The 26005-nt window shown below is 72.8% G+C and carries 22 protein-coding genes; 7 read left to right on the forward strand and 15 right to left on the reverse strand.

Translation table 11 applies throughout. The annotated features are described in order from the left end of the window. Positions 1–8 precede the first annotated feature (8 nt). The 5 genes from EW117_RS05790 to EW117_RS30070 all read right to left on the reverse strand — a co-directional run bounded on the left by EW117_RS05790 (position 9) and on the right by EW117_RS30070 (position 5733). Positions 9–875, reverse strand: coding sequence for a neocarzinostatin apoprotein domain-containing protein (locus EW117_RS05790; RefSeq protein WP_129784619.1), 867 nt, complete (start codon positions 873–875; stop codon positions 9–11). Continuing rightward, entirely contained in the window at positions 872–1561 is a 690-nt protein-coding gene (locus tag EW117_RS05795) for an N-acetylmuramoyl-L-alanine amidase (RefSeq protein WP_165362509.1), read from the reverse strand. The genes EW117_RS05790 and EW117_RS05795 overlap by 4 nt, the downstream gene beginning before the upstream one ends. A gap of 9 nt (positions 1562–1570) precedes the next feature. Continuing rightward, positions 1571–2401: a GerMN domain-containing protein gene (locus EW117_RS05800; protein ID WP_129784623.1), complete on the reverse strand. Its 831-nt coding sequence runs from the start codon at positions 2399–2401 to the stop codon at positions 1571–1573. A 72-nt stretch (positions 2402–2473) separates the two neighbouring features. Then, a complete protein-coding gene (locus EW117_RS05805) occupies positions 2474–4840 on the reverse strand; it encodes a ComEC/Rec2 family competence protein (RefSeq protein ID WP_129784625.1) in 2367 nt (788 codons plus the stop codon). Next, a complete protein-coding gene (locus tag EW117_RS30070) occupies positions 4837–5733 on the reverse strand; it encodes a helix-hairpin-helix domain-containing protein (RefSeq protein ID WP_165362511.1) in 897 nt (298 codons plus the stop codon). Before EW117_RS30070 ends, EW117_RS05805 begins: the two co-directional genes overlap by 4 nt. A gap of 262 nt (positions 5734–5995) precedes the next feature. On the opposite strand from EW117_RS30070, the gene EW117_RS05815 reads away from it, so the two are divergent. Beyond that, entirely contained in the window at positions 5996–6868 is an 873-nt protein-coding gene (locus tag EW117_RS05815) for an alpha/beta fold hydrolase (protein WP_129784627.1), read from the forward strand. A 22-nt stretch (positions 6869–6890) separates the two neighbouring features. Here EW117_RS05815 and EW117_RS05820 read toward each other — a convergent pair whose 3' ends face one another. Together EW117_RS05820 and leuS are read right to left on the reverse strand one after the other, a co-directional pair. Beyond that, positions 6891–7772: a DegV family protein gene (locus EW117_RS05820; RefSeq protein ID WP_242504103.1), complete on the reverse strand. Its 882-nt coding sequence runs from the start codon at positions 7770–7772 to the stop codon at positions 6891–6893. Positions 7773–7887: 115 nt separating this feature from the next. Beyond that, entirely contained in the window at positions 7888–10839 is a 2952-nt protein-coding gene (gene leuS, locus EW117_RS05825; protein ID WP_129784925.1) for a leucine--tRNA ligase, read from the reverse strand. Between the two features lie 138 nt (positions 10840–10977). Here leuS and EW117_RS05830 point away from each other — a divergent pair, with 138 nt between their 5' ends. Beyond that, positions 10978–12312, forward strand: coding sequence for an alkaline phosphatase family protein (locus tag EW117_RS05830; RefSeq protein WP_165362513.1), 1335 nt, complete (start codon positions 10978–10980; stop codon positions 12310–12312). A 91-nt stretch (positions 12313–12403) separates the two neighbouring features. On the opposite strand, the gene EW117_RS05835 is transcribed toward EW117_RS05830, so the two are convergent. Beyond that, positions 12404–12808: a PPOX class F420-dependent oxidoreductase gene (locus EW117_RS05835; protein ID WP_129784631.1), complete on the reverse strand. Its 405-nt coding sequence runs from the start codon at positions 12806–12808 to the stop codon at positions 12404–12406. A 156-nt stretch (positions 12809–12964) separates the two neighbouring features. On the opposite strand from EW117_RS05835, the gene EW117_RS05840 reads away from it, so the two are divergent. Beyond that, a complete protein-coding gene (locus EW117_RS05840; RefSeq protein WP_129784633.1) occupies positions 12965–13450 on the forward strand; it encodes a hypothetical protein in 486 nt (161 codons plus the stop codon). Here the strand turns inward: EW117_RS05840 and EW117_RS05845 are convergent. The 4 genes from EW117_RS05845 to EW117_RS05860 all read right to left on the reverse strand — a co-directional run bounded on the left by EW117_RS05845 (position 13387) and on the right by EW117_RS05860 (position 17800). Continuing rightward, the gene (locus EW117_RS05845; protein ID WP_129784635.1) at positions 13387–14046 is read right to left on the reverse strand and encodes a vitamin K epoxide reductase family protein; all 660 of its coding nucleotides are present in this window, start codon (positions 14044–14046) and stop codon (positions 13387–13389) included. The genes EW117_RS05840 and EW117_RS05845 overlap by 64 nt on opposite strands. 46 nt (positions 14047–14092) lie before the next feature. Continuing rightward, positions 14093–15322 carry an MFS transporter gene (locus tag EW117_RS05850; protein WP_129784637.1) on the reverse strand — a complete coding sequence of 410 codons (1230 nt, stop codon included), beginning with the start codon at positions 15320–15322 and terminating at the stop codon, positions 14093–14095. A 78-nt stretch (positions 15323–15400) separates the two neighbouring features. Continuing rightward, positions 15401–16132, reverse strand: coding sequence for a metal-dependent transcriptional regulator (locus EW117_RS05855; RefSeq protein WP_129784639.1), 732 nt, complete (start codon positions 16130–16132; stop codon positions 15401–15403). Between the two features lie 9 nt (positions 16133–16141). Next, complete coding sequence (locus tag EW117_RS05860) at positions 16142–17800, reverse strand: metallophosphoesterase family protein (protein WP_129784641.1); 1659 nt, start codon at positions 17798–17800, stop codon at positions 16142–16144. 163 nt (positions 17801–17963) lie between these two features. Here EW117_RS05860 and EW117_RS05865 point away from each other — a divergent pair, with 163 nt between their 5' ends. Beyond that, positions 17964–18488: an SRPBCC family protein gene (locus tag EW117_RS05865; protein ID WP_129784643.1), complete on the forward strand. Its 525-nt coding sequence runs from the start codon at positions 17964–17966 to the stop codon at positions 18486–18488. Positions 18489–18516: 28 nt separating this feature from the next. Here the strand turns inward: EW117_RS05865 and EW117_RS05870 are convergent, their stop codons facing one another. After that, positions 18517–19230, reverse strand: a complete 714-nt coding sequence (locus EW117_RS05870; RefSeq protein WP_129784645.1) for a helix-turn-helix domain-containing protein — start codon at positions 19228–19230, stop codon at positions 18517–18519. Further along, a complete protein-coding gene (locus tag EW117_RS05875; RefSeq protein WP_129784647.1) occupies positions 19230–20795 on the reverse strand; it encodes an APC family permease in 1566 nt (521 codons plus the stop codon). The genes EW117_RS05870 and EW117_RS05875 overlap by 1 nt, the downstream gene beginning before the upstream one ends. A gap of 257 nt (positions 20796–21052) precedes the next feature. Between EW117_RS05875 and EW117_RS05880 the strand changes: the two genes are divergently transcribed. Genes EW117_RS05880 through EW117_RS05890 form a run of 3 tightly spaced genes read left to right on the forward strand, consistent with a single transcriptional unit; the run spans position 21053 to position 25121 of the window. After that, positions 21053–22543 carry an APC family permease gene (locus tag EW117_RS05880; protein WP_129784649.1) on the forward strand — a complete coding sequence of 497 codons (1491 nt, stop codon included), beginning with the start codon at positions 21053–21055 and terminating at the stop codon, positions 22541–22543. Positions 22544–22569: 26 nt separating this feature from the next. Then, positions 22570–24606 carry a primary-amine oxidase gene (locus EW117_RS05885; protein WP_129784651.1) on the forward strand — a complete coding sequence of 679 codons (2037 nt, stop codon included), beginning with the start codon at positions 22570–22572 and terminating at the stop codon, positions 24604–24606. Beyond that, positions 24582–25121, forward strand: coding sequence for a hypothetical protein (locus EW117_RS05890; protein ID WP_129784653.1), 540 nt, complete (start codon positions 24582–24584; stop codon positions 25119–25121). The genes EW117_RS05885 and EW117_RS05890 overlap by 25 nt, the downstream gene beginning before the upstream one ends. Positions 25122–25128: 7 nt before the next feature. Here EW117_RS05890 and ku read toward each other — a convergent pair whose 3' ends face one another. Further along, complete coding sequence (gene ku, locus EW117_RS05895; protein WP_129784655.1) at positions 25129–25959, reverse strand: non-homologous end joining protein Ku; 831 nt, start codon at positions 25957–25959, stop codon at positions 25129–25131. Positions 25960–26005 lie beyond the last annotated feature (46 nt).

A 26005-nucleotide genomic window follows, 5' to 3' on the forward strand; every position in this document is an offset into this window, starting at 1 on the left:
GCGGCCCCCTACTCCCAGAGCAGGTCGGTCAGCGCCATCCGGCCCCCGTCGGTCCACGCGTTCGCGACGACGCACGCACCCGCCTCGGCGCAGTCCGCCGCGCCCCCGGCGACGAGCTCGACCTCCCGCTGGACGGGAAGCCGGGCGACCACCGTTCCGGCCCGGTCCGCGACGACCCGCTTGCCGTCGTCGTACAGGCAGTTCTCGCCGTCGACGCCGCCGTCCGGACCCGCGGCGCACTGCACGATCCGCACGGCCGCGCCGGGCGCGTAGCCCTTCCCGGTCACGGTGACCCGGCCGCCGTCGTCGCCGAACACCTGCTCGGACAGCTCGAGCGTCGGCGCGTCCGGCGGCTCGGCGCCGTCGGGCAACGGGGCGGCCGCGGCGGCCAGCACCCGGTCGGACAGGTCCGCGACGGCCAGCGAGCACGGGTCGCCCGTGCAGTCGACCTCGGACACCGAACCGACGTTGACGAAGGCTCTCGGCTGTCGTGTCGCCGAGATCTCGCCGTCGTCGTCGGCGACCACCTGCTCGCTGGTCGACATGTCGCACTCGTCGAGGGCGCTCGCCCCCGGCGTCGTACCGGCCGTGCACTGGACCAGGTACTGGTTGCCGCCCGTGTAACCGGCGCCGCGCACCAGCCAGGCGCCGCCCGCGGAGCGGACGGTGAGGGTGGGCTCGGCGTTCTGCCCCTCGGGGTCCCGGTCCCCGGGTCCGTCCGACGACGTCGCTCCGCCCTCGGGCGTACTCGTCGCCGCGGTCTCCGACGGCGATCCGGACGGGTCAGGCTCCACCGGGGCCGCTGTGCAGGCCGCGAGCAGGACGACGGCGGCCGCGACGACGGCGCCCGCGACGACCCGGCGCGCGCGCGTCACGGGTAACCCAGGTAGACGTCGACGCCGAGGCCGATCCGCCAGGACCAGTCGGCGCGGTTCCGCATCCAGCTCACGCCCTTGTCCCACACGTGGTACTCCTGCTCGAGATAGCAGGCCACAGCGTTGGTCTGGTTGAGCTCACCGAGATCGGTGCGGTACCGGCGGACGTCGTTGGTGCCCGGGCTGCTCGCGCCGATGCGGGTCTTCATCACCTGCGCGCACTCCCTGCCCGCCGACGACACGTACATCACCTGGGTGCCGTACCGCTCCGTCGAGAACCCCGACTCGCAGGCCTTGCTGATCGCGTTCGAGTGCAGAGGTACGTGCAGGTCCGCGCCCACCCGGTTCGAGTTGGCGATGTTCGCCCTGGTCAGACCGTTGCCCCGTACCACCTTGTAGCCCCGTTCCAGCAGGTTCATATGGTCCGGGTCCCGCTGGGTGGTCGCCGACACCGCCAGCGAGTAGGCGTTCGCGTTCTCACTGAACCCGTCACAGCCGGTGTTGGTATGGCACAGGGTGTCGCCACGGTCGTGGCACGCCTCGGACAGGTAGACGACCTTGCCGTTCCACGTGTCCGGCACGTAGGTGACGTCGGCGGCGGCGGCCGGGGCAAGGGCGAGCAGCCCGCTCCCGACGAGCACGAGGGCCGCGAACGCGGACAGCAGCCGACGGAACGTCGCGCGCATCGTCATCCCTCAGTCCAGCTCGATCGGCAGGTCGGTCGACGCGCACATGTCGCCGCCGGTCGCGTACGCGAAGGCGAGGCAGTCCCCGTCGAGCGTGAACCTCACCGAGTCGATGGCCCCGTTGCTGTGCGCCGTGAACAAGAGCGCCTGCCAGACGTCGCCCGGGTCGACGTCGGCGTGCGCCAGCGCCCGCTCGAACCCGGCGGCGACGTCGACCGTCGCCTCGCCCTTGGAGATCCGCACCTTCGTGGACGGCAGGTCGGCGCCGGGGAGGTAAGAAGCCAGCACCTCGTCGACCGCCTTGGCCAGCGTCGTGGTCGACGGTCCGCCCTTGACGGTCCGCGCCGTGGCGTGCACGCCCTCGTTCGGGCCGCAGCCCAGGTACGGCGTCGTGGCCCCGTTGCCGGAACGAGGCCCCTCGGGGATCTCCGGGCACTCCTCGGCGGGCGGCACCGGGTCGTCGGCGACCGCCTCGGCATCGAGCTCGGCGCGCTCCTTGCCCGGCTTGCTCTCCATCCCCGCCACCACGACCGTCCAGCCGTCCAGCACCTCCGCCGACTCGTCGAGCCAGGCGTCCGCCGCCGCCGGATCCTGCGCCACGTCCACGTGGACCACCTGCTCGGTCTCTGAGACGTCGGTGACCACGGACTGGCCCAGGAGCTCCTCCTGCTGCTGGAGCTGTGCGGCCGCCTGGCCCTGTCCCGCGGCGCTGAACGCCGCCGCCGGAACGAGCAGAGCCGCCGCCGCGGTGACCGCGATGGTCCTGCGATACCGCCGGACAGTCAGCTTGAGATCAACCACGAAGCCCCCCTCGTACGTGATGACGGAACTCTCCGACATCACCCACGGTAGGCCCGCGGCCAGGATCCGCAACGTTTCGCAAGACGTGGCGTCACCCTGCGGTCGCCCAGGTCAGCAGCCCGCCAGGGACACCTCCCCACTGCGCACGACCAGCGCCGTCATACCGCACTCGTCGGTCCGGACGACCGCGGCACCGACGCCCGAGTAGAGGTCGAGCGCCTCGTCCGTCGGGTGACCGTACTCGTTGTCCCGGCCCGACGAGACGAGCGCCACCGCCGGGCGCAGCCGCTCCGCCAGAGCGCGCGACTGAACCGCCGAGCCGTGATGGGCGACCTTCACGACGTCCGCCGGACCGACCAGCGGAACCAGCTCCGCCTGGCCCGCGTCCTCCAGGTCGCCGAGCAGCACCACGTACAGCCCCGCGATCCGGGCCGCCAGCACGACGCTCGAGTCGTTGGCCCCCTCGTCCGCACCCGCCAGCAGCACCTGCCAGGCGAGAGTCCCGGCCGTGCCCCGGTCCCCGGCGCTCGCGGCCCGCACCGGTACACCGGCGGCGGCCAGCGCCGACCCGGTCGCCGCCGCGTTCGCTGTTGGTTCCGGCACCGGGGACACGAGCGCGGCCGCCACCTCGCGGCCCGCCAGCACCGGCCCGAGGCCGCCCACGTGGTCCGCGTGGAAGTGGCTCAGCACGAGCAGGTCCACCTGGGTGACCCCGAGCCGGTCGAGGCAGCGGCCGGCCGCCGGCCCGTCCGGCCCCACGTCCACCACGACGGCCGACGCCGGTCCCGTGCGCAGCGCCACCGCGTCCCCCTGCCCGACGTCGCACATCGCCACCTGCCAGTCCTCCGGCATCCCCGAGCGGGCGACGAGGCGCGGCACCGCTACCGCGACCACCAGCGCTGCCGCCGCGGCCGCCGCCACGAGCGCGACGAACCGTCCCCGGGAGAGCCGTCGCCGTCGGGCCGCGAGGGCCTCGCGCAGGCTCGAGCGCACCGCCGCCCGCCACGACTCGGGCCAGCCCGGGCGGGGACCACGGCGCAGGACCGCCCACAGGACCAGCCCGGTGAGCACGGCCAGCAGCAGCGCCCCCACCGGTCCGCCGAGCCACGGGACGGTTGCGCCGGGGAGCGCGGCACACCAGTGCGCGACCGTCGCGATCCACCATGTAGCACCGCTCGCCGTCCATGCCACGAAGCCGGCGACGACCGGGAGCCCCGGCGCGAGCAGCGTCGCGGCCAGTCCCAGGACAGTGGCCGGCACCAGCGCGGGGGCCGCGAGCAGGTTCGCGAGGACCGACACCGTGGACACCGACGGGTCGAGCAGCACCAGCACGGGTCCGCACGCGGCCTGCGCGGCGAGCGGTACCGCGAGCGCGAACGCCGCCGCGTCTCCGGTCCAGGGCCCCAGCCGCGCGGCGAGAGGCGCCGCGAGCAGCACGAGGCCCGCCGTCGCCGCCGCGGACAGCGCGAAGCCGAACGAGCGCGCCAGCCACGGGTCGACCACCAGCAGCCCGACGACGGACGCCGCGAGCGCCGGGACGGACTGCGACGGACGCCCGAGCGCCACGCCCGCCAGGGCGAATGCCGCCATCACTGCTGCGCGGAGCACGGCGGGCTCGGGCCGGACCAGCGCCACGAAGGCGAGGGACGCTACGGCCACGAGGGCCACCCTGATCGGTCTCGGCAGCCGGGCGATGGAGCAGAGCAGGGTCAGGACGGCGACGACCACGGCGAAGTGGCCACCTGACACGGCGGTGATGTGAGTCAATCCAGAAACCTTCATCTCCTCGGCGAGGTCGTCGGGCAGGCGTGAGGTGTCGCCGATCGCCGCGCCGGGTACCAGCCCGCGCGCCTGTGCGGACAGCGGGTCGGTCACGTCGAGGAGGGCGGTGCGGTGGGTGTCGAGCGCACGTAGGGCTGACGGCGGAGCGCGGATCTCGCGGGCGCCGTCGCCGGTCAGCCGGGCCGCCTCGGCCGCACCGAGGTCCGCGGGCCGCAGCGTGCCGGACACCGTGACGGTCGCTCCGTACCGGGGCGCGGTCGTGGAGAGCACCCCGACATGGGCGCGTGCGCGCGAGCTGACGCCTCGGGCGTCGACCCCGCGGGCGGCCAGCACCCAGCGGTACTGCTCCGCGCCGGGCGTGAAGGAGAACGGCTCCGGCTGGGCGACGACTACGCCGGTGAGCGTCACGGTCACCCGCTGCTGCGCGAGGTCGGTGAGCGGGGCGCGCCCGGACAGCTGGACGTGCGCGGATGCCGTGACCGCGAGGACGCAGGCCGCCGCCAGGGCGGCATGCGCGACACCAGGCCAGGTGGCACGCCCCATCAGGGCCCTCACCGCGATATCCAGGCAGGCCCCTACGACGAGGGCCGCGGCCACCCACGTGACGGAGCCGCTCCACGTGAGGCCGGGACCGGTCAGCAGCCACGCCGCCGCCCAGACCGCCAGGGCGGCCGGGACCATCCGTAGGTCGGTCATGGTCCCACCCGCGCGCTCTCGCGGATCTCGTCCAGCGTCGCCGGGCCGATGCCCGGCACATCCTCCAGCTCGTCCACGCTCGCGAACGGCCCGTTGGCCTCGCGCCACTCGACGATCGCCTGCGCGATCGACGGCCCGACGCCGGGAAGCGCCTCCAGCGCCACCGCGTCCGCCGTGTTGATGTCGACGGCGCCGCCCGCCTCGGGTGTGCCGCCCGGAGCGATCTGGCCGCCGTCGGCCGGCGCCCCCGCACCGGGAACCGTCTCGCCGGGTTCCGGAACGTACAGCTGCTCGCCGTCGACGACGCTGCGGGCCAGGTTCAGGGCCGTCAGGTCGGCCTTGCGGGTCGCGCCCCCGGCGGCCTGCAGCGCGTCGGCCACGCGGGCGCCGTCGGGCACGGTGACGAGGCCCGGCTCGGACACCGCGCCGACCACGTGCACCAACAGGCCGCCGTGGGCCGATGTGCTGGGAGCCGGGCCCGCGCCGGGCGGTGTCGAGCCCGGGGCGCTCTCGGCGAAAGGGCTCGCCGACTCGCCCGAGGATTCCTCGCCCGCCGCGACCGACGTCAGTGGCTCCGCGCCGTCGCCCGCGCCCAGCGAGAACGCCGCGACGCCCAGCCCGAGCAGGAGCACCGCGACGACGGCGACCACGGCCGTCGTACCCGTCAGGGCCCACCGGTGCGTACCCTGCTCGGCCCGTGGGTCGGTCGGGTGACCGTGCGCCGCCGCGTAGGCCGCCGCGACGCCCGAGGTCGATCGCCGGGCACGGAGCCGTGCCACGAGCTCGTCGGCGTCATCCCGGGCGTCGTCTACCTGGGCTTGGTCCCCGGCCCCGTGCACCGGGCTGAACGGCCACGGGTCGGCTGGTCGCTCTCGCGCGGTCTCTGGCTGCATGGCTCAGGACGCTATGCGGGTATCGGAGCCCCGCGACGACGCCAGCGGCCCGCCTGTGCACGGGCGCCGAAAAACGTCCCCTGTGGTCACCCTCGCGCCCGCACCGGGCCGTCGCAAGGGTCTGCGTGCTCGGCCAGTGAAAATGCTCCGACGGCCACCGATGAGTTCTCCACGACGTCGGCGTCGGACCTGGCAGAGCGCGCCACAACCCGTACGGCACCCCGCGGACCGGGCCACGCGACACAGACACAGGAGCGACACGATGACCGACAAGAAGACCTTTACGCTCGACGTCCCGGGCGCAGTCCTCACCTACGACGTGCGCGAGGCCGCGACCCCTACCGACGAGCCGCCGCTGTTGCTGATCGGCCTGCCAATGGGCGCGGAGGGCTTCGCGACCCTCGCGGGCCACTTCGCCGACCGGACCGTGGTGACCTACGACCCGCGCGGCGTCGAGCGCAGCACGCGGGAGTCGAGCACGGACCTGCCCGGGATCTCGACGCACCGTGACGACGTGCACCGGATCATCGAGGCCGTCGGCGGGGGCCCGGTCGACCTCTTCGCGTCCAGCGGCGGCGCCGTCGTGGCGCTAGACCTCGCCGCGGCCCACCCTGGGAACCTGCGGACCGTCGTCGCGCACGAGCCGCCGCTGCCGACGGCGCTGCCGGACCGCGACGCCATGGTCGCCGCGATGCGGGACATCTACGACACCTACCAGGCCAAGGGCTCCGGGCCCGCCATGGCGAAGTTCATCGCCCTGGTCATGGCCGAGGGCGAGCTCACAGCCGACTACGCAAACCAGCCGGCGCCAGACCCGGCGATGTTCGGCCTGGCGACCGAGGACGACGGCTCCCGCGACGACCTGCTGCTCGGCGTCAACATGCTGACGATTCCCCCGTTCGAGCCGGCCTACGAGACCATCAGGACCGGCACACTGCGCGTCGTGATCGGCGTCGGCGCGGACTCGGACAAGGGCGTCGCCGGTCGGTCGGCCATCGCGGCCGCGGCGCTGCTCAGTGCCGACCCCGTCGTCTTCCCCGGTGGCCACGGAGGATTCAGCGGCGGCGAGTACGGCCAGCCGGCCGACAAGCCCGTCGAGTTCGCGGCGAAGCTGCGCGAGGCCCTCGCCGGCTGAGCCGCCGGGCGGCCTGCCGCGCTCAGTGCGTGTGGTCGCCCAGGTCCGCGACGACGACGGCGAGTGTGCCCGGGCCGACGTGCACTCCGAGCACGGCGCTGAGCGGCGTCACCTCGACATCTGCTCGCGTACGGGTGTGCAGGCGCCCGGCGAGTGCCTGGGCCCGGTCGTGGGCGCCGAAGTGATGCACGGCGACCACAGGCCGCTCCGCCTCGGCGACGTACCCGGCGGCCTGCTCCAGCAGGCGTTCGGCCCCGGCGGCGCGGGTGCGAACCCGCTGGGACAGCTCGACCGCGCCGTCCGACAGCTGCAGGATCGGCTTGACGCCCAGGACCGTGCCGAGCGCCGCCGCCGGTCCGGACAGGCGTCCGCCGCGGCGCAGGTGCTCCAGGGTGTCGACCACGAACAGGGCGTGCGCCGTCCCGGCGACCTCGATCGCCCGCGCGGCGACGTGGGCGGCGTCGGCCCCGGCGGCGGCGCACTCGGCAGCGGCTCGTGCGGCGAAGCCGAGGCCCGCCGCACCGGTCCGCGAGTCGACGGCGCGAATCTGCAGGGGCGACCGCGCAGCGGCGGTGCCGGCCGCGCCGACCGTGCCGGACAGCGCGCCCGAGAGGTGCACCGACACGATGGAGCGAGCGCCCTCGTCACCCAGTCTGCGGTAGACGGCGGCGAATGCCTCCGGAGGCGGCTGGGAGGTCGTCACCCGCTCGCCCTCGGCGACGAGCTCGGCAAGCCGTTCAGGGGTGATGTCCGCACCCTCGGCGTAGGCGTCGTCGCCCACGAGGACGCGCAGGGGCACCACCGCCAGACCGCCCGCCTTGCCCGCGGGCAGGCAGGCGGTGGAGTCGGTGACGACCCGCACCTCCTGGGGTGCCGGGCGGGATGAACGACGTCGGGTGCGCATGACCGCGCCACTCTATCCGCGCGAGGGACCAGGCACTGCCCACCCCCTCGTTGAGTGCTGGACTTTCGCCCCTCTTCGGCAAGAAGGAGGGCGAAAGTCAGCACTCAACGGAGGGTCAGGCGGGGACTATGTTGACCAGGTTGGGGGCGCGGACGATCACCTTGCGGACGCCGCGGCCGTCCAGGAACTTGACCACGTTCGGCTCGCTGAGCGCCGCCGCCTCCAGATCCTCCGCGGAGATGTCCGGGGCGACCTCGAACCGGGCGCGCACCTTGCCCTGGACCTGGACCACGCAGGTCACGGTGTCCTGGACCAGGTACGCGGGATCAGCGGCCGGGAACGGAGCGTGCGCCAGCGACTCCTCGTGCCCGAGCCGGGACCACAGCTCCTCAGCGATGTGGGGCGCGATGGGCGCTGTCATCAGGACCAAGGGCTCCACGGCCGACCGCGGCACGGACGACAGCCCCGTGAGGTGGTTGTTCAGCGTGATGAGCTTGGCGATCGCCGTGTTGGGCCGCATGTTCTCCATCTCGACGCGGACGTCGGCGATGGTGCGGTGCACGGCCCGCAGGGTGGCGGTGTCCGGCTCGTCGTCCGTCACCGTGAGCTCGCCGGTCTCCTCCGAGACGACGTTGCGCCAGAGCCGCTGCAGGAACCGCTGCGAGCCGACGACGGCGCGCGTGTCCCACGGGCGCGACAGGTCCAGCGGGCCCATCGACATCTCGTAGACACGGAACGTGTCTGCGCCGTACTGCTCGTACATGTCGTCAGGGGTCACCACGTTCTTCAGCGACTTGCCCATCTTCCCGTACTCACGGTTGACGGACTGGCCCTGCCAGCTGAAGCCGGCCTGCTCGTCGCCCTCTACCTCTTCGGCCGGCACGTACTGGCCGCGCGAGTCGGTGTAGGCGAAGGCCTGGATGTAGCCCTGGTTGAAGAGCTTGCCGAACGGCTCGATACCGCTCACGTGGCCCAGGTCGAACAGGACCTTGTGCCAGAACCGCGCGTACAGCAGGTGCAGCACCGCGTGCTCGACGCCGCCCACGTAGAGGTCGACGCCGCCCGCGGGACCGGACGTCGGGTTGTGCTGCGGCCCGAGCCAGTACTGCTCGAGCTCCGGGAGCGCGGCGGCCGCGGTCTCCGTGGGGTCGAGGTAGCGCAGGTAGTACCAGCACGACCCAGCCCAGTTGGGCATCGTGTTGGTGTCGCGGCGGTACTTCTTGGGCCCGTCGCCCAGGTCGAGCGTGACGTAGACCCAGTCGTCGTTGCGGCCCAGCGGTGCCTCGGGCTCGGAGTTGGCGTCGTTCGGGTCGAAGGTGCGCGGCGCGTAGTCCGGCACCTCCGGCAGGTCCACGGGGAGCATCGCGTCCGGGATCGCCAGGGGGCGGTCGTTCTCGTCCCAGACCACCGGGAACGGCTCGCCCCAGTAGCGCTGGCGGCTGAACAGCCAGTCGTTGAGGCGGTAGGTCGTGGTGCCCTCACCGATGTTCTTGCTCTCCAGCCAGGCGATGATCTTCGCCTTGGCCTCAGCCACGCCCAGGCCGTCGAGGGAGATCTCGTCGTTCGCCGAGCGCACGGCGACGCCCTCGCCCGAATACGCTCCCGCGTGGCCCTCCGGCAGCCCGCCGACGGGCTCCACCGTGTGGATCACCGGCAGGTCGTAGGCCTCGGCGAACGCGTGGTCGCGCTCGTCGCCGCCCGGCACGGCCATGATGGCGCCGGTGCCATAGCCCATGAGCACGTAGTCCGCGGTGAACACGGGGACCTGGGTGCCGCTGGCCGGGTTCACGGCGAGGTGCCCGGTGAACACGCCGGTCTTCTTGCCTGCGTCGGCCTGCCGCTCGACGGCGGTCTTCGCGGACGCCTCGCGGCGGTAGGCGGCGACGGCCTCGATCGGGGTGCCGTACCCGCCGGTCCACGCGGAACGCGTGCCGTCGGGCCAGTTGGCGGGCACCTCGTCGAGCAGCGGGTGCTCGGGGGCGACCACCATGAACGTGGCACCGAACAGCGTGTCGGGCCGGGTGGTGAAGACCTCGAGCGAGCCGCCGGCGCCTGCCGGGTCGCCCTCGGCGGTCCCGACGACGTCGAACCGCACGTTGGCGCCCACCGAGCGGCCGATCCAGTTGCGCTGCATCGCCTTGACCTTGTCCGGCCAGTCGATGAGCTCCAGGTCGTCCGTGAGGCGGTCGGCGTACGCGGTGATGCGCATCTTCCACTGGCGCAGGCTGCGCTGGAACACGGGGAAGTTGCCGCGCTCGGACCTGCCCTCGGAGGTGACCTCCTCGTTCGCGAGCACGGTGCCCAGGCCCGGGCACCAGTTCACCGGGGAGGAGTCCACGTAGGCGAGGCGCTGCGCGTCGATGACGTCGCGCCGCTCGAACTCGTTCAGGCGGGACCAGACGGCACCGCCGGTGTTGTCGCCGTCGTGCCCAGGAACAGGTCGCGTGCCCGCGGCCAGCTCCTCGCGCAGCTCGGCGATGGGGCGCGCGCGGCCCCGGCCCGAACCCGTCGAGGGCCCGGGACGCTCGGCGTCGGCGTCGTACCAGGACTCGAAGATCTGCAGGAAGATCCACTGCGTCCAGCGGATGTACTCCGGGTCGATCGTCGCGAAGGTGCGGCGCGAGTCGTGGGCCAGGCCGAGGCGGCGCAGCTGGCGCCGCATGTTGACGATGTTGGCCTCGGTGGTGGTGCGCGGGTGTTGCCCGGTCTGGACCGCGTACTGCTCGGCGGGCAGGCCGAACGCGTCGTAGCCGAGCGCGTGCAGCACGTTGTCGCCGCGCATGCGGCGGAAGCGCCCGGTCACGTCCGTGGCGATGTAGCCCAGCGGGTGGCCGACGTGCAGCCCCGCACCGGAGGGATACGGGAACATGTCCATGATGAAGTAAGGGTCGCCCTGCGCCGGGCTCCCGCCCGGCCCCGTAAGTCGCCCCTGCGGGTTCGCCGCATGGAAGGTTCCGCGCTCCTCCCAGACGTCCTGCCAGCGCAGCTCGATCTGCTGCGCGAGGGTCGGGGTGTAGCGGAAACGGGGCTCGTCCGAAGACGTGGTGCGCTCGGGTGCGTCGGGCATGGTCACCCGCCCGAGTCTACCGACCGACCGGGTGCTCGGCCCTCGGTCGTCCACAGGGTGAAGGTTCATCCGACATTCGCCCGCACCTCCCCCGAAGTTCTCTGCGCGGGTGCTCGAATTGCCCGCATGATGCCTTTGTTGCGAAAGGTCCTCGCCGCCAGCATCGCCGCCACGATCGTGTGGGTGGCCCCGACCGCCGTCTCCGCACTGCCCACCGACGAGTCCGGCTCCTCATCCGACGCCGACGCTGCCACCACCACGGCCGCCGCCGCCGGCAACGGCCCCGCCGACCACGTCGTCTTCTTTGCGCTCGACGGGTTCGACATCGAGTACCTCGACCTCGTCCGCTCCGGGGAAGCGCCCATGCCGAACCTGCAGCGCCTCCTGCGCCAGGGCAGCGTCACCACCTCGACCGGCACGATGACCTCGATCACCAACCCGTCGTGGTCATCGGTCGCGACCGGCGCCTGGCCCGAGACGCACCGCAACACCGCCTACTGGTTCAACACCGAGACGAACACGGCCCGCGGCCAGCAGCGCGACCTCGCCGTCCCCACGATCGCGCAGTCGGTCCGCGAACAGGGCGGCACCGTCTTCTCGTCGCAGTGGTTCATCCTGCAGAACTACGGCGTCACCTTCGGCGACCCCGACGGCCTCTACACCCAGCCGGGTGGCGACTGCGCCCGCCGCACCGACGACGCCGTCGCCGTGCTGCGCGGTGAGCCCGTCAGCTCGGGCGGGCAGATGGTGGCCACGAACGGCATCCCCGAGCTCATGACCGTCTACTGCGACACGCTCGACGCGATCGGGCACGAGGGCGGCGACATCGACCCGCGCATCCCCGCCACCCTGACGGAGCTCGACCGGCAGCTCGGGCGCATCGTGGAGGCCACGAAGGACGCCGGCATCTACCGACGTACCGCGTTCGTCGTCACGGGCGACCACGGCATGACCACCTTCGACAAGGGGTTCGCGGCCGAAGGGCTCGCCGCGATCGAGGCGGCGGGCTTCACCCCGCAGGTCCTCACGAGCGGCCAGTCACCGGCTCCCGGGACCGACGTCGCGATAGTCGTCGGCGGCGTCGCCGACGTACGGATCGTCGGTGAGCGGGCGGGCGACCGGGCCGCCGTCGGGCAGCTGAAGGCCGCCCTGGAAGGACTGCCGCAGGTGCGGAACGTCTTCGACAAGTCGGACCAGGCCCGCATGCACATGAGCCCGAACTACGGCGACCTGATCGTCGAGCCGAAGCCGGGCTGGTCGTTCGGCGCCACGCCCGCCGGCCCGGTCGGGCGGCACGGCGCGACGACGGAGCTGCGCGTGCCGCTGGTGCTGACCGGCGCGGGTGTCCGGCCGAACGTGCACCCCTGGCGCCCGCGCCACATCGACATCGCGCCGACGATCTCGGCACTGCTGGGCTACGCGCCGCCGTCGGGCAGCGAGGGCCGGGTGCTACGCGAGTCGCTGCGGCGCTGAGCTGAGCAGCCGCTGCGCCGCGGGTGAGAGTACGAGAACAAAGTGTTGCTGTGCGTAGACGATGTCCCCGCACAGCAACACCCTGGGCGGACTACCTGTCTTGCTGGCCTCGCGCGTCCCAGGAAATCTCGATCCCGACGGCGCGGCCGCCGTGCTTCCGGGGCCGGCCGAGCAGCAGGACGAGCGTGAACAAGCGAAACCTGTTTCCATACTTGACGGTCATCGCGCGCTTCGTGGTGCGCAGCTCGGACGGCGGGAGCACCCTTGCGCGTCCGCGGCGCCACTCGCCGTGGGGCACGCCGTCGAAGTCGGAGGGCGCGACCTCGACCCGCGGGTCCCGCCGCATCCGCCGAACCTTCCAGGAGCGCTCGGGTGTGTACCCGTAGAGACGGCCTCCGTACGGCGCCAGCCAGATCGGCGTCACCACCCCGGATCCGTCGTTGCGGAAGCTACGCAGCGCAAAGTATTCGTCGGCGGGACGGTCACGGCGCGCCATGTTCGGAGTGTGACCACGGTCGTCGCGAGTCGTCAACGAAACGCGCGACCTCGCATCTATGGATATCCCCTCTCGCGAAGCACCTCTATCTCTATGCGTCTAAGGCGTTGGTCGTCAACACCGAGACGAGGAGCACTACGCCCCGACGCCTACCTGATGAGCGGCGTCATCGCCGAGCCAGAGGCCGTCCTGGAACTTCGCGATGCCATGCGCACGTTGCTGCTGTCCACGGAGAAGAAGGGTCATCGGCGGAACGACACGGAGAAGCGTCACGATGCAGTGATAGACACAATCGGCACATTGCCGGTCGAATCGATCGTCGTTGTACGGCTCAGTGGTCCAGGGGAGAAGGATGAACTCAAGCGACGTAAGTGCTTCGAGACCTACATCCAGGCGCTGGTTGACCTCGGCTGCTCGCCGGCCGCAGACATGATGCGAGCCCCGGGCCCTGTCGTCCGGCAGGATCTCCCGAGGCTCACTGCCGCAGCCACCTCAATGGTGCGGCTCGCTGAGAAGTTTACAACGTGGTTCATAGGGGTCAGCACGTTCCGTCGCGTCGAGCCTCATTGGCATACGCGTCAGAACGAAGCCACCAGGTCCGAACCCACAGAGAGCATCAGCCAGGCCACGGCCGCGACGTAGCCGATGACCAGGATGATGGCGTGGTTCCCCACGACCGCGTCGCGCAGGCCCTCGCCCACCCGCAGGTCACCCGACCGCACGCCCCGCACGATCTGGTACCAGAGCAGCGGCCACATGATGGTCCAGACGACCATGCAGTAGGGGCACAGCGCCACGATCACGTGGAAGCTGGTGAACATCAGGAAGAAGATGAGCGCCTGGCCCAGCACGGTCCCGACCAGCAGCGACATCCAGTACCAGCGCGGCAGGCGGGTACCGAGCAGCAGCATCACTCCCGTGGTGATGACGACGGGGAACGCCGCGACGCCGATGTACGGGTTCGGGAAGCCGAGCAGCGCGCCCTGCCACGAGTCCATGGCGGCACTGCAGGTCACGAACAGGTTGATGCTGCAGGACGCCGTCCGCTCGGGCTCGACGAACGCCAGGTACTTCTCCCAGGCGAGGGCGAACGAGGCGATGAACCCGATGCCGCCGAGCGCCACCAGGAGCAGCCCCATGGTCCGCGCGCCGAACGGCGTGCGGTCCGGTGCTGCGGCGTCGTTCGGGTCGCTGATCGCGCTGTCCGACGACGTCGTGGTCGCCCCAGTCTCAGTCACTTGACCAACGTTACCGGCGCAGGCTGGGACATTGCTGAATTCCGGGTCACAGAACTGTCTCCGCCGACTGGTGCACAACCCTCTGCCGCCCGAACGCCAGGATCATGCCGAGCCCGAGCACGGTGACCACCACGCCGGCCCAGGCCGGCGCGAGGTAGCCCCAGCCGGCGTCGATGACGACGCCGCCCAGGAACGCCCCGGCCCCGTTGGCCACGTTGAGCCCGGCATGGCACAGCGCCGCGCCGAGCGAGGCCGCGCCCGGCGCCAGGTCCATGAGCCGGGTCTGGAACGCGAGGCCCAGGATCTGCGACGTGACGCCGAGCAGGAACAGGGCGGCCAGCGCGGGCACGACCCAGGCGCCAGTCAGGGCGAACAGCACCAGCGAGACCGCGGTCGCCACGAACCCGATGATCACGGCGCGCAGCACGCCGCGGTCGGCGAGCCGGCCGCCGATCTGCGTGCCCACCGTCATCCCGACGCCGAACAGGGCCAGCACCCAGGGCACGGCCCCGCCGGGCAGGCCGGTCACCCCGGTCATCGTGGGTGCCACGTAGGTGTAGACGGCGAACATGCCGCCGAAACCGATGGCGCCCGCCACGAAGGCGAACCACAGCGGCGCGTTCCGCAGGGTCGCCAGCTCGGTCCGCACCGAGCGGCCGGCGCCGCCCGCACCCGCCGCGACGAGCCGCCACAACCCCAGCAGCGTCAGCAGCCCGAGCGCTCCGATCAGCACGTACGACGTGCGCCACCCGAAGACCTGCCCCACCCACGTGGACAGCGGGACGCCCACGACGTTCGCGATGGTCAGGCCCGTCATCATGGTCGCGACCGCCCGCCCGCGCTGGGCCGGCCCCACGACGGCCGCCCCCACCGCCGCGCCGACGCCGAAGAACGCGCCGTGCGGCAGGCCCGCGAAGAACCGGCCGACCACCAGCCAGCCGATGTCGGGCGCCGCGGCGGACAGCACGTTCGCGAGCGTGTACGCGCCCATCAGCACGAGCAGCAGGCGCTTGCGCGACATCCGCGCCGCCGCCACGGTCAGCAGCGGCGCCCCGACGACGACGCCGAGCGCGTACGCCGTGATGGTGTGCCCCACCTGCGGGTCGGTCGCCCCGAGGTCGGCGCCGATGTCGGGCAGCAGGCCCATCGCCGCGAACTCGGTGGTGCCGATCGTGAAGCCGCCGACGGCCAGCGCGACCAGCGCGGGCGCCGCGCGGCGCATCGACGCGGCAGCCGAGGCCTGGTCCGGGGCACTCTGCGGAGAGCTGGTCGCCATGGGGATCTCCAGGGTGTCGTATCGATTCGGGGAGGACCGTCGGCGACACCGGCGACGAGCTGGGGGAACGAGGAGAGACTACTCCTGAGACACCCAGACGCGGGAGGCCGCCAACAGACCGAGATCGGCCACCCGCTCGTCCCCGCCGGGCGACGCGGCGCCGTCCCCGCCCTGCCCCGGCGTCGGACACGTCCAGGACACCGCGACCGTGCCGGCGAACTCGCGCCGCGTCGTGACCTCTACCCGCATGTCCAGGTCCAGGCCGAGCTCAGCGAGGTAGCGCAACGCCTCGGGATCCGCGTCGGAGATCCGGACCACCGTGCCGGCATCACCGGCGTGCATCGACGACAGCGGCACGGCGGACGGCCGCACCACCGTGCCGTCAGCGCTCGGGATCGGGTCGCCGTGCGGGTCACGCGACGGGTTGCCCAGGCGCTCCGCCATCCGCTCCACGAACACGTCCGAGACCGCGTGCTCCAGCACCTCCGCCTCGTCGTGCACCTCGTCCCAGCCGTACCCGAGCTGGTCAACGAGGAACGTCTCCAGCAACCGGTGGCGACGCACCATCACCAGCGCCAGACGCCGGCCGTCGTCGGTCAGCCGGATCGCCCCGTACCGCTCGTGCTCCAGCAGGCCCTGGCCGGACAGGCGGCGCACCGTCTCCGACACCGTGGAGGCGCCCACACCCAGCCGGTCGGCCAGATGCTTGGTCGTCACCTTCTCGTCCGACCACTCCTGGGCCGACCACACCGCCTTCAGGTAGTCCTGGGCGACGGGCGTCAGCTCGGCCGGGTCGGTTGCGATCTCCACGCCCCGAGCCTAGTTCCCCTGGGGCGACGACGACGGGGACGGCCCGATACCGGACAGCACACCGTCGGGAACCTCGTCGGGCAGCGGGACCGCCGGAGGCACCGGCTGCCGCTCGCTCACCATCGCCTCCCCCTCCGGCGTGACCTCGACCAGCTGCCAGTCCACGAACCGCCGGCTCTCCGGGTCGAACCGCAGCACCGTCATCTCGGACGAGTCGCGCAGCGGCCCCACCGACGTGGCGCCCTTCGTCGCACCACCCGTGCTCGCGTTCACGTACCGCACGCCGTACCCCACGACGTCCGGGCCGATCCGCTTGTGCATGTGCCCCGAGATCTGGAACGGCACACAGCCCGACTCCAGCGCGGCGTCACCGACGGCGGGCTGGTGGATCAACAGCAGGTCCACCCGGTCCTCGGCCGTGAACCCCCCGAGCCCGACCTCCCCCGCCGCATCGCATGCCACGTCCCGCAGCCGCTCCCCGGCCTCCTCAGGTGTCTCCTCTCGCGCGATCACCGTGCCGCCGCCGATCCGCGTCTCCAACGGGTCCCGGTCACCCAGGATCCGCACGCCCTCCACCTCCACCACGTCGCCGTCCAGCACGATCTGGCGGTTGGCGAGCTCCGTGGCCGTCGTCAGCCGCGAGTCATGGTTGCCGTCCGCCACGACGAACGGGACGCCGTCCGGCACCGCCGAGGCGAACGAGTCCACGCAGACCGACTCCACGCTGGTGCCGTTGATCGTCGTGTCGCCCGCGTTGAGCATCACGTCCGGTCCCAGGCGGTCGGCGAGATCACGAATCAGCGGCGTCATACCCGTGTTGCAGTGCAGGTCCGAGACCAGCAGGAGCGTCACATAGCCGGTGTCGTCCGGGCTCTCCGACCCCGGCACACCCGCCGCACCCTCAGCCGCCTCCTGCTCGGCGACCCGCGCGTCCCACGCGGCCAGCAGCTCCTCCCGCGCCCCCGCGTAGAACACCTCGTTCGCCTGATACGTCTCCACCAGCTGGCCGCTGTACGTGTCGATCACCCCCGCCAGCCGGCCCGTGATCCGAGCCCCCTCCAGGGCCGTCCCCTCGAAGACCGGCGACGCGGGCAGCGACGCCCGCTCCTCCGGGCCGGCGCTCGCGGTGGCGGTCCCGGCCACCAGCACGACGACGAGCACGGCGCCGGTGATCTCCCAGGTGCGGGCGGCGAGCGCCCGGGCGAGGTCCCGCCGTCGGGCCGGACCGAGCAGGGCCCGCACGCCGAAGCCTGCCGCCACGACGAGCAGCGCCGCGGCACCCGTACCGCGGACGGCGTCCCAGACGAGCGCCCACACGACGGTCTGCACGGTCTGCTGCGGGCTGTCGAAGAACTGGAGGTATCCGTCGAGGTCACCGGCGAGCGCGTCGAAGCTGGCCGTGTCCACGGCCGAGAGGTCGGCGGGGATCTCGTGCACGGTGATCCGCACACCGAGGGTGAGCGGTAGCGGGGAGTCGGTGACGACGGTGCCGAGCGGGCCGAGGTCGGCGACCAGCCGGTCGTCGGCCGTGACCGCGTACGTGGCCTCGTGCGGGCCGAGGCTGAGGTCCGCCTTCGCGGTCGTGACGCCGTACGTCAGGCACGCGAGGGCCGCGGCGACGCCGGCGAGGGTCCAGCGCAGCCAGCGGGGCGGTTCGGTGCGATTCATCCCCTCCACCCTTTCATGCGCCCGCTGTGCTCACCTGCTCCGTCTGCCCGACGCCGCCTGCCGGCCGCCGGACGCCCGGTTCGTCCGCCCGACGCCCCTCGACACCGCCACGGCTCGGCGCGGCTGCCGTCGGCTCGGCGGCCGGGACGGCACGATGGCCTGCATGTTCGTGCTCGAGTCGGTCTGGCGCCCGGCAGCCCCCGCGGCGCGGGTCTGGTCGGTGCTCGCCGATTCCCGGTTCACCTGGCCCGACTGGTGGCCCGGGCTGACCGCGGACTCCACCCGTCCCGTCGTCGGGCCGGACGGGCTGGCCGCGCCCGGGGCGTGGGCCCGGCTGCGGGTGCGCAGCCCGCTCGGGTACGCCCTGCGGTTCCGGCTGGATCTGACGCAGGCGGCGGCGCCGTCCGACGGGGAGCCGGGCCGGGCGCGGCTGGACGTCTCGGGTGACCTGGCGGGACTGGCGCAGGTGACGGTGTCGGGGGTCTCGACGGGCTCGACCAGCGAACGCTCGACCAGCGAGAGCTCGACGGGCGGCAGCTCGACCGAGGTCCTCCTCGTCTGGCAGGTCTCCCCCGTCCCGGCCTGGTTCCGCGCCACGTCCCGGCTCGCCCCCGGACCGCTCGCCTGGGCGCACACCCGCGTGATGCGCACCGGCGAACGAGGCCTCGCGGCGCGGCTGCGGGAGTGATCCGGCGGGCGCCGCGCCCGGCGGTTAATCAGGCCAGCAACGGACCCAGCTCGACCGCGGCGGGCGCGAGCCGGCCATCGACCTCGGCTGCGCCGGGCATCCTGTCCTCGATCGCGACGAGAACCAGACCGGCGACCGGCCGGCCGAGCTCGTCGAGGATCGTGGTGCCGAAGGCGGCCCATCTGTCGGCCCCACGAGCGGCCGACCTCGCTCCGGTGGCCAGCTCGCCACAGACGCCGTCGACGACCTCGCGCACCCCTGGTTCGGGAACGAGCGGGAAGTCGGGGTCCTCGTCGACCACCGCGCGGACCACGCCGTCGAGCCGGATGAGATGGATCCCTCCGCGCAGCCCGGCGCGCAGCCGGTCCAGCACCAGCCGCGCCGCGAGCGGCGGCCGCGGCGCCGGTGGCGGGAACAGCGCGGCCACGCGACGGCCGAGCGCGAACCCGCGCAGGTCCGGCAGCCGGACGAGGTACTCGTCCTCGGTCAGCACCTGCACCAGGCGATACGTCGTCGCGCGGGACAGGCCGAGGGCGGCGGAGATCTCCTGCCCGGTCACGCCGGCCCCGGACGCCGCCACGCACTCGAGTACCTGCAGGGCATGCCGCACCGCCCGCGGCTGACGCCCGCGCAGATCGGCCTCGCCGCCTCCGACGTCGTCGGCGCTGCCCGCCGCGCTTCCGTCCGCAAGCCCGAGCAGCCGTGCGGCCGCCTCCGGACTGCCGAAGATGGGGCGGCTCATCAGGCGACCGCCGAGCCACCGGACGAGCCCGAACCATCCGACGGGCCCGAACCAGCGGGAGACCGCGGCGATCGCGCCCGGACGTCCGCGCGCCCGCCACCGAGGAGGTCGGTGACGACGGCCTCGTCGTGCACGCCCAGGCGAGCCCTCAGCCGGGGAAGCCGCCCGAGCCGGGCCAGCCCTGCCGCGACGCCGACCGCCAGCAGCGCCAGGAATGCCCACACCCCCGCCTGGCGGGACGTGTCGCTCTGGACCACGAGCATGACGACGAGCGAGCAGGCCAGCAGCGTCGCGGTACCCGCGGCGAGCACGACGGGGCGCCAGGTCACCTCGCCGATACGGCGCAGGAAGGTCGGGACGGCAGCGCACACCAGCACATAGGCGGTGATGTAGCCGCCGGCGGACACGACGAGGATCGCCTGCATCGCGGACCACAGGTCCGCGCTGAGCAGCATTGCCGCGACCGGGACGAGCGTCACCACCGGCATCGTCACCGCCAGCGCCCGTGCGGGGGTGCCGTGCACGGCGTGCGCCACGCCCAGCGACCGCGGCGCCAGCCCTTCGCGCCCCATGGTGAACAGCACGCGCACCAGTGCGGTCGACGAGGCGATGGCGCAGGCGAAGAACGACGCCGTGATGCCGACGTCGAGCACCGGGCCCGCCCAGCTCACGCCGTACGCCGCCGCGAGTTCGTTGGCCGGGGAGCGGGCGCCGGCGAGGTCGAGGCCGAGACCGGAGTACCCCACGAGCTGGCTCGTCGACGCGCCCAGGTACAGCAGGCCGGACCCGAGCGCGGTCCAGGTGACGGCACGCGGGACGGCGCGGAACGGGTGCCGCGCCTCCGCGCCGAGCGTGGCCGCGGACTCGAAGCCCACGAACGCGGTGAGCGCGATCGCGGTGCCGACCGCCACGTCGGCCGGCCCGGTGCCTGGTTCGGGGAGCGCGGCTCGGACGGCGGACGCAGGCCCGGCGTGCATGAGCATCGCGAGCACGAGGACGGCGAGGAGCGCCACGGAGACGACCTCGACGACGAGCGTGACCCGCGCCGAGCGACGAATGCCGCGCAGGAGCACCCACCACACCGCCGCGCCCATGAGGAGCACGACGACGAGCGCGGGGGCCGCTCCCGACGCCAGGGCCGGGACGAACCTGCCGATCAGGATGTGCGCGTACGAGCCGCCGCCGGCCAGGGAGAACATCGTGATGAACCCATAGCCCAGCAGCATGGCGACCCCCGTGATCACGCCGGCGCGCGCGCCGAGGCCGCGCACGACGAACGTGTACAGCGAACCGGTCGCCGCGATCCGCCGGGTGAACTGGTTGACGCAGGCGGCGACCGCGACCGCGAGGACGAGCGCGACGGCGAGGGCGAGCGCCGTCGCCCCGCCGGCCACCGTGGCCACCAGGAGCGGCATCGTCGTCGCCGCGGCCGACGGCGCCACGGCCGACAGCGACTGCGCCACCACGTCGGTGAACGGCAGCGAGCGCCGGGCGAGGCCGTGCACCGGGGACCGGGTCCCGACGACGGGCCGGCTCGCCCGCACCGGAGACGTGGCTGCGGTCATGGTCGCTTCCTCCGTCCTCCAGCGTCGTCCGGCTCCTCCGGGTGAGTGCGCGGGAGCCTAACAACGGCCTGTTGCGCCGACGGCCGGGCAGTGTTTCGGCGGTGTGACCCTCAACGAGACACGGCTGCCGGCGGCGTCTCGGCCGCCTCCGACCAAGGTTTACGGGCCCGAGACCCCGGAGCAATCGCCGCCCCGGAGCCTGGTGGACGTCCCGCTCGATCCCCCGTCCCGCCGTCTGTCACGCCCCTGGAGGTTCCATGTCCGCTTCGATCCGGACCGGCTCGTCGCCGGCCGACGCAGGCCCCGTCCCCGCCCCGCGCGCACTCACCGGGAAGCTCGGCCCGCTCGCGATCGTCTTCATGGTGGTCGCCGCCGCGTCGCCGCTGACCGTCGTCGGCGGCGCCGCCCCGCTCGGCATCCTGCTCGGCAACGGCGTCGGGTTCCCCGCCCTCTACGTCGTCTCGGGCGTCGTCCTGCTGCTGTTCTCGGTGGGTCTGGCGGCTATGACGCGTGTGGTCCCGCGGCCGGGCGCGTTCTTCACGTTCGTCGGCTACGGCCTGGGGCGGCGGGCCGGCCTCGGCGCCGCCTACCTCGCGCTGCTGACCTACACCACCATCCAGGCAGCGGTGTACGGGTACATCGGATACATCTTGTCGGGCACGTTCGCCCAGCTGGGTCTGCCGGAGCTGCCCTGGTGGCTGTGGGCCCTGGCGGTCGCCGCGCTCGTGGGAGTGCTCGGCTACCGGCACATCGACCTGTCGTCCAAGGTGCTGGGCGTCCTGCTGATCGGCGAGATCGGCATCGTGCTGGCGGTCGTCGCCGGCGTCGTGCTCACCGGCGGCGACCAGGGGCTGTCCCTGGAGCCGTTCGAGCCCGCCAACGTGTTCTCCGGCTCCCCGGCCGTCGGGCTGACGTTCGCGATCGCCGCCTTCATCGGCTTCGAGGCCACGGCGATCTTCCGCGACGAGGCGCGCGACCCGGCCCGCACCATCCCGCGCGCCACCTACGCCGCCGTCATCGGCATCACCGTGTTCTACACGCTCGCCTCGTGGGGCCTCGTCATGGCCTGGGGCCCCGACCACGCCGTCGACGTCGCCGCCGCCGACCCGGGCGGGATGATCCTGACGACGACCGCGAAATACCTGGGCACGGCCGGCGAGGTGATCATCAACGTCCTCCTGATCACCAGCATGTTCGCCTGCGTGCTCAGCTTCCACAACGTCATCACGCGCTACCAGCACACGATGGCGAACGCCGGCCTGCTGCCCGGCGCCGTGGGCGCCGTGCACGCACGGCACCTGTCCCCGCACCTGTCGTCGCTCCTGCAGTCGGCCACCACCGTGGCGCTGGTCGCCGTGTTCGCGCTGGCCGGCCTGGACCCGGTGCTGGAGGTCTTCACCTGGTTCGCCGGCGTCTCCACGCTCGCCATCGCGATCCTCATGGCGGTCACGAGCCTGGCGATCATCGTCTGGTTCCGCCGCACCCGACAGGACGCGCGGGCCTGGAACACCGTGGTCGCGCCGGCGCTCGGCCTCGTCGGCCTGGTCGGCTCCGCGGTCGCGATCGTCGCGTACTTCCCGCTCCTGGTGGGCGACGTCGACGCCGCCGGAAACCAGCGGTTCGGCGCGACCAGTGCCGTCCTGCTCGCCGTCATCGTGCTCAGCCCCGTCGCCGGATGGGTGCAAGCGGTAGTCCTGCGCCGCCGTCGGCCCGAGACCTACGCCCGCATCACCGAGGCCATCGGCTGACGCCGGGCCTTCGAGAGGAGAACACCATGACTGCCACGCACACCATCGCCCCGACCTCCACCACCACCCATCCGCTGGCCACCCTGTCCGCCGACGAGATCACGGCCGCGGCCGCCGCCGTCGGAACTGCGGGCCTGGTGGAGGAGACCACGCGCTTCGTCTACGTCGGGCTGCTCGAGGCGCCCAAGGCCGCCGTCCTGGCTTGGGAGGCCGGCTCTGGAGCCTTGCCGCCCCGGCAGGTGCGGGTCCAGCTCCTGGACCTGGCCACCGGCGTCCAGCACGACGTCGTCGTGGACGTGACCGCGGGTGTCCTCGTGTCCCAGGACGTGCTCGACACCGCCGAGGTGGGCCAGCTCGCGATCCTCGACGAGGAGTTCGAGATAGTTCCCGAGATCGTCGCCGCATCGCCCGAGTGGCTGGCCGCCCTGGCCGAGCGCGGCCTGGACCCCGACACGGTCGTCACGGTGCCGCTGTCGGCGGGCGTCTTCGGCTACGAGGACGAGGTCGGCAAGCGGATGGCCCGCGTCTTCGGGTTCCGCCAGGACCACGCGGCCGACCACCCGTGGGCGCACCCCGTCGACGGCCTGGTCGCGTACGTGAACCTCACGACGCGCGAGGTCACGCGCGTGATCGACCACGCCGTCGTGCCCGTGCCCGCCGAGCACGGCAACTACACCCGGCCCGACCTGGCGGGCCCGCCCCGCACCACCCTCAAGCCGATCGAGATCACGCAGCCGGAGGGCCCGTCCTTCCAGGTGTCCGACGACGGCCTGCTGACGTGGGAGGGCTGGCAGGTGCGGGTTTCGTTCGACGCGCGCGAAGGTCTGGTGCTGCACCGCATCTCGATCGACGACGCGGGCGAGCAGCGTTCGGTGGCCTACCGGGCGTCGATCTCCGAGATGATCGTGCCCTACGCCGACCCGTCCCCCACCCGGTTCTGGCAGAACTACTTCGACACCGGCGAGTACCTGTTCGGCCGGTACGTGAACTCGCTGGAGCTCGGCTGCGACTGCCTGGGCGAGATCCGCTACCTCGACGCCGTCCTCGCCGACGAGCAGGGCCGGCCCCGGGTCGTCGAGAACGGCATCTGCCTGCACGAGGAGGACTACGGGGTGCTGTGGAAGCACTCCGACATCTTCACCGGGATCAACGAGACGCGGCGCCAGCGCCGCATGGTCATCTCGTTCTTCACCACCGTGGGCAACTACGACTACGGCTTCTACTGGTACCTGTACCTGGACGGCACCATCGAGTGCGAGGCCAAGCTGACCGGCTTCCTGTTCTCCTCGGCCTACCCGGGTCCCGGGCCGGACGGCGAGCCGTACCCGTACGCGTCCGAGGTCGCCCCCGGCCTGGGCGCTCCTTACCACCAGCACCTGTTCTCGGCCCGGCTCGACCTGGACGTGGACGGCACGGCCAACGCCGTCGACGAGGTGGAGGCCGTGCGCGTACCGACGGGCGAGGGCAACCCGTTCGGCAACGCGTTCACCGCCAGGCGCACGCGCCTGACCTCCGAGGCCGACGCCGCGCGGCGGGCCGACGGGTCAGTAGGCCGCACCTGGCACATCAGCTCGACCGAGCGCACCAACCGTCTCGGGCGCCCGACGGCGTACGTGCTGCAAGCCCAGGACACCCCGACCCTCCTGGCCGCCGACGACTCCTCGGTCGCGTCGCGCGCCGCGTTCGCCACCCAGCACGTGTGGGTCACGCAGTTCGCCGACGACGAGCGGTATGCCGCGGGCACGTACGTCAACCAGCACGCCGGCGGCGGCGGACTGCCCGCGTGGCAGGCCCAGGACCGGCCGCTGGACGGGCAGGACGTCGTGCTCTGGCACACCTTCGGCCTCACGCACTTCCCGCGGCCGGAGGACTGGCCGGTGATGCCCGTGGACTACGCGAGCTTCAAGCTCGCGCCCTACGGGTTCTTCGACCGCAACCCCACGCTGAACGTGCCCGCGTCCGCCTCGGCGCACTGCGAGCCGGCGGCAGGGGCCGCGTCCGCGGACCGGTGCTGCGGCGGGGCGCACGGCGGCGAGCCGTGCCAACACCAGCACGGCGCGTGAGCGCGGCGGTGCTCCACGCCCTCGCCCTCGGGCCGGCGGTGCTCGCGGTCGCGTGCACCCCGGCCCGCGGCCGGGGCGGCCGCGTCGCCCTCACGACGGGGCTGCTCATGCTCGTCGCGATGGCTGACCTGGCACTCGTCCCCGGCGGGCTGCCCGGCCTGGCCTGGACCGCGGTGCTCCTCGCGGCCGCGGTAGTGCTGGCCGGGACACTGCGGCACGCGCCGGATGCCGGCGCGGGCTGCCGCGGGCACGTGCTGCACGTGGGCTGCCTGCTCGCGATGGCGACCCTCACCGCGGCGATGGCCGGGCCGGCGGCCGGCGAGCCGGCCGCGGCGGTGCGGCACCACACGACCGGCGCCGACACCCTCACGGTGCTCGGGCTGAGCGCGGCCGCCGCCTTCGTCGTCGCGAGCTGCGTGGCCGCAGCCGGTGCCGGACCGCGGACGGCCGACCGCGTGGGTGCCCTGGCCGGCGCGGGTTCGGTGGCGCTCATGGCGGCCGCCGTCGTGGCCTGAGGACGGTCTACCCGGTCTTGCGGCGGGACTTCTTCGGCTCGGCGCGGGACTTCTTCGACTCCGCGACGCTGCGCTTGAGCGCCTCCATCAGGTCGACGACCTCGGCGCCCTCGCCCGCCTCCTCGGCCGCCTCGCCGAACGTCGCCGCGGTGTCGATGGCCTCGCCGGCCTCCAGCTTGGCGTCGACAAGCTTGCGGAGCTGCACCTGGTACTCGTCCTCGTAGTCCTCGGGCGTGAAGTCGGCCTCGAAGCTGCTGACGAGCTGGGACGACATCGCAAGCTCCTTGTCGGTGACCTTCGCGGGCTCGTCCAGGGAGGGGAACGCGGCCTCGCGGATCTCGTCGGCCCACAGGAGGGTCTGCAGCACGAGCACCTCCTCGCGAACGCGCAGAGCCGCCAGCCGGGTGCGCTGCCTGAGCGCGAACTTCACGACGGCGGTGCGGTCGGTCTCCTCCAGCGTGCGGCGCAACAGCACGTACGCCTTCGTGGACTTGGAGTCGGGCTCGAGGTAGTACGTGCGGTCGAACATGATCGGGTCGATCTGCTCACTGGGCACGAACTCGACGACGGAGATCTCGCGGTCGCGCTCGGCGGGCAGCTCAGCCAGGTCCTTCTTGGTGAGCACCACTGTGCGCTCGCCGTCGTCATAGGCGCGGTCGATGTGCTCGTACGGCACCACCTCGCCGTCCACCTCGCACACGCGCTTGTACCGGATACGTCCGCCGTCGGCGTCGTGCACCTGGTGCAGCGGCACGTCGTGGTCCTCGGTCGCGCTGTACAGCTTGACCGGAACGTTGACGAGGCCGAAGGTCACGGCACCCTTCCAGATCGCCCTCATCCTTCTATAGTGCGCCCCAAGCGCACTACATGCCCAGGTTTTCGGT

Origin of the sequence: Promicromonospora panici, from assembly GCF_900608595.1 — a bacterium.
Classification (GTDB): Bacteria; Actinomycetota; Actinomycetes; order Actinomycetales; family Cellulomonadaceae; genus Promicromonospora; species Promicromonospora panici.

Coding starts and splice junctions, on each gene's coding strand:
- EW117_RS05885 (WP_129784651.1), top strand. CDS start 22,570: ATGACTGCCACGCACACCATCGCCCCGACCTCCACCACCACCCATCCG.
- EW117_RS05870 (WP_129784645.1), bottom strand. CDS start 19,230: ATGAGCCGCCCCATCTTCGGCAGTCCGGAGGCGGCCGCACGGCTGCTC.
- EW117_RS05815 (WP_129784627.1), top strand. CDS start 5,996: ATGACCGACAAGAAGACCTTTACGCTCGACGTCCCGGGCGCAGTCCTC.
- EW117_RS05820 (WP_242504103.1), bottom strand. CDS start 7,772: ATGCGCACCCGACGTCGTTCATCCCGCCCGGCACCCCAGGAGGTGCGG.
- EW117_RS05865 (WP_129784643.1), top strand. CDS start 17,964: ATGTTCGTGCTCGAGTCGGTCTGGCGCCCGGCAGCCCCCGCGGCGCGG.
- EW117_RS05880 (WP_129784649.1), top strand. CDS start 21,053: ATGTCCGCTTCGATCCGGACCGGCTCGTCGCCGGCCGACGCAGGCCCC.
- EW117_RS05795 (WP_165362509.1), bottom strand. CDS start 1,561: ATGCGCGCGACGTTCCGTCGGCTGCTGTCCGCGTTCGCGGCCCTCGTG.
- EW117_RS05835 (WP_129784631.1), bottom strand. CDS start 12,808: ATGGCGCGCCGTGACCGTCCCGCCGACGAATACTTTGCGCTGCGTAGC.
- EW117_RS30070 (WP_165362511.1), bottom strand. CDS start 5,733: ATGCAGCCAGAGACCGCGCGAGAGCGACCAGCCGACCCGTGGCCGTTC.
- EW117_RS05840 (WP_129784633.1), top strand. CDS start 12,965: ATGAGCGGCGTCATCGCCGAGCCAGAGGCCGTCCTGGAACTTCGCGAT.
- leuS (WP_129784925.1), bottom strand. CDS start 10,839: ATGCCCGACGCACCCGAGCGCACCACGTCTTCGGACGAGCCCCGTTTC.
- EW117_RS05850 (WP_129784637.1), bottom strand. CDS start 15,322: ATGGCGACCAGCTCTCCGCAGAGTGCCCCGGACCAGGCCTCGGCTGCC.
- ku (WP_129784655.1), bottom strand. CDS start 25,959: ATGAGGGCGATCTGGAAGGGTGCCGTGACCTTCGGCCTCGTCAACGTT.
- EW117_RS05875 (WP_129784647.1), bottom strand. CDS start 20,795: ATGACCGCAGCCACGTCTCCGGTGCGGGCGAGCCGGCCCGTCGTCGGG.
- EW117_RS05800 (WP_129784623.1), bottom strand. CDS start 2,401: ATGTCGGAGAGTTCCGTCATCACGTACGAGGGGGGCTTCGTGGTTGAT.
- EW117_RS05805 (WP_129784625.1), bottom strand. CDS start 4,840: ATGACCGACCTACGGATGGTCCCGGCCGCCCTGGCGGTCTGGGCGGCG.
- EW117_RS05860 (WP_129784641.1), bottom strand. CDS start 17,800: ATGAATCGCACCGAACCGCCCCGCTGGCTGCGCTGGACCCTCGCCGGC.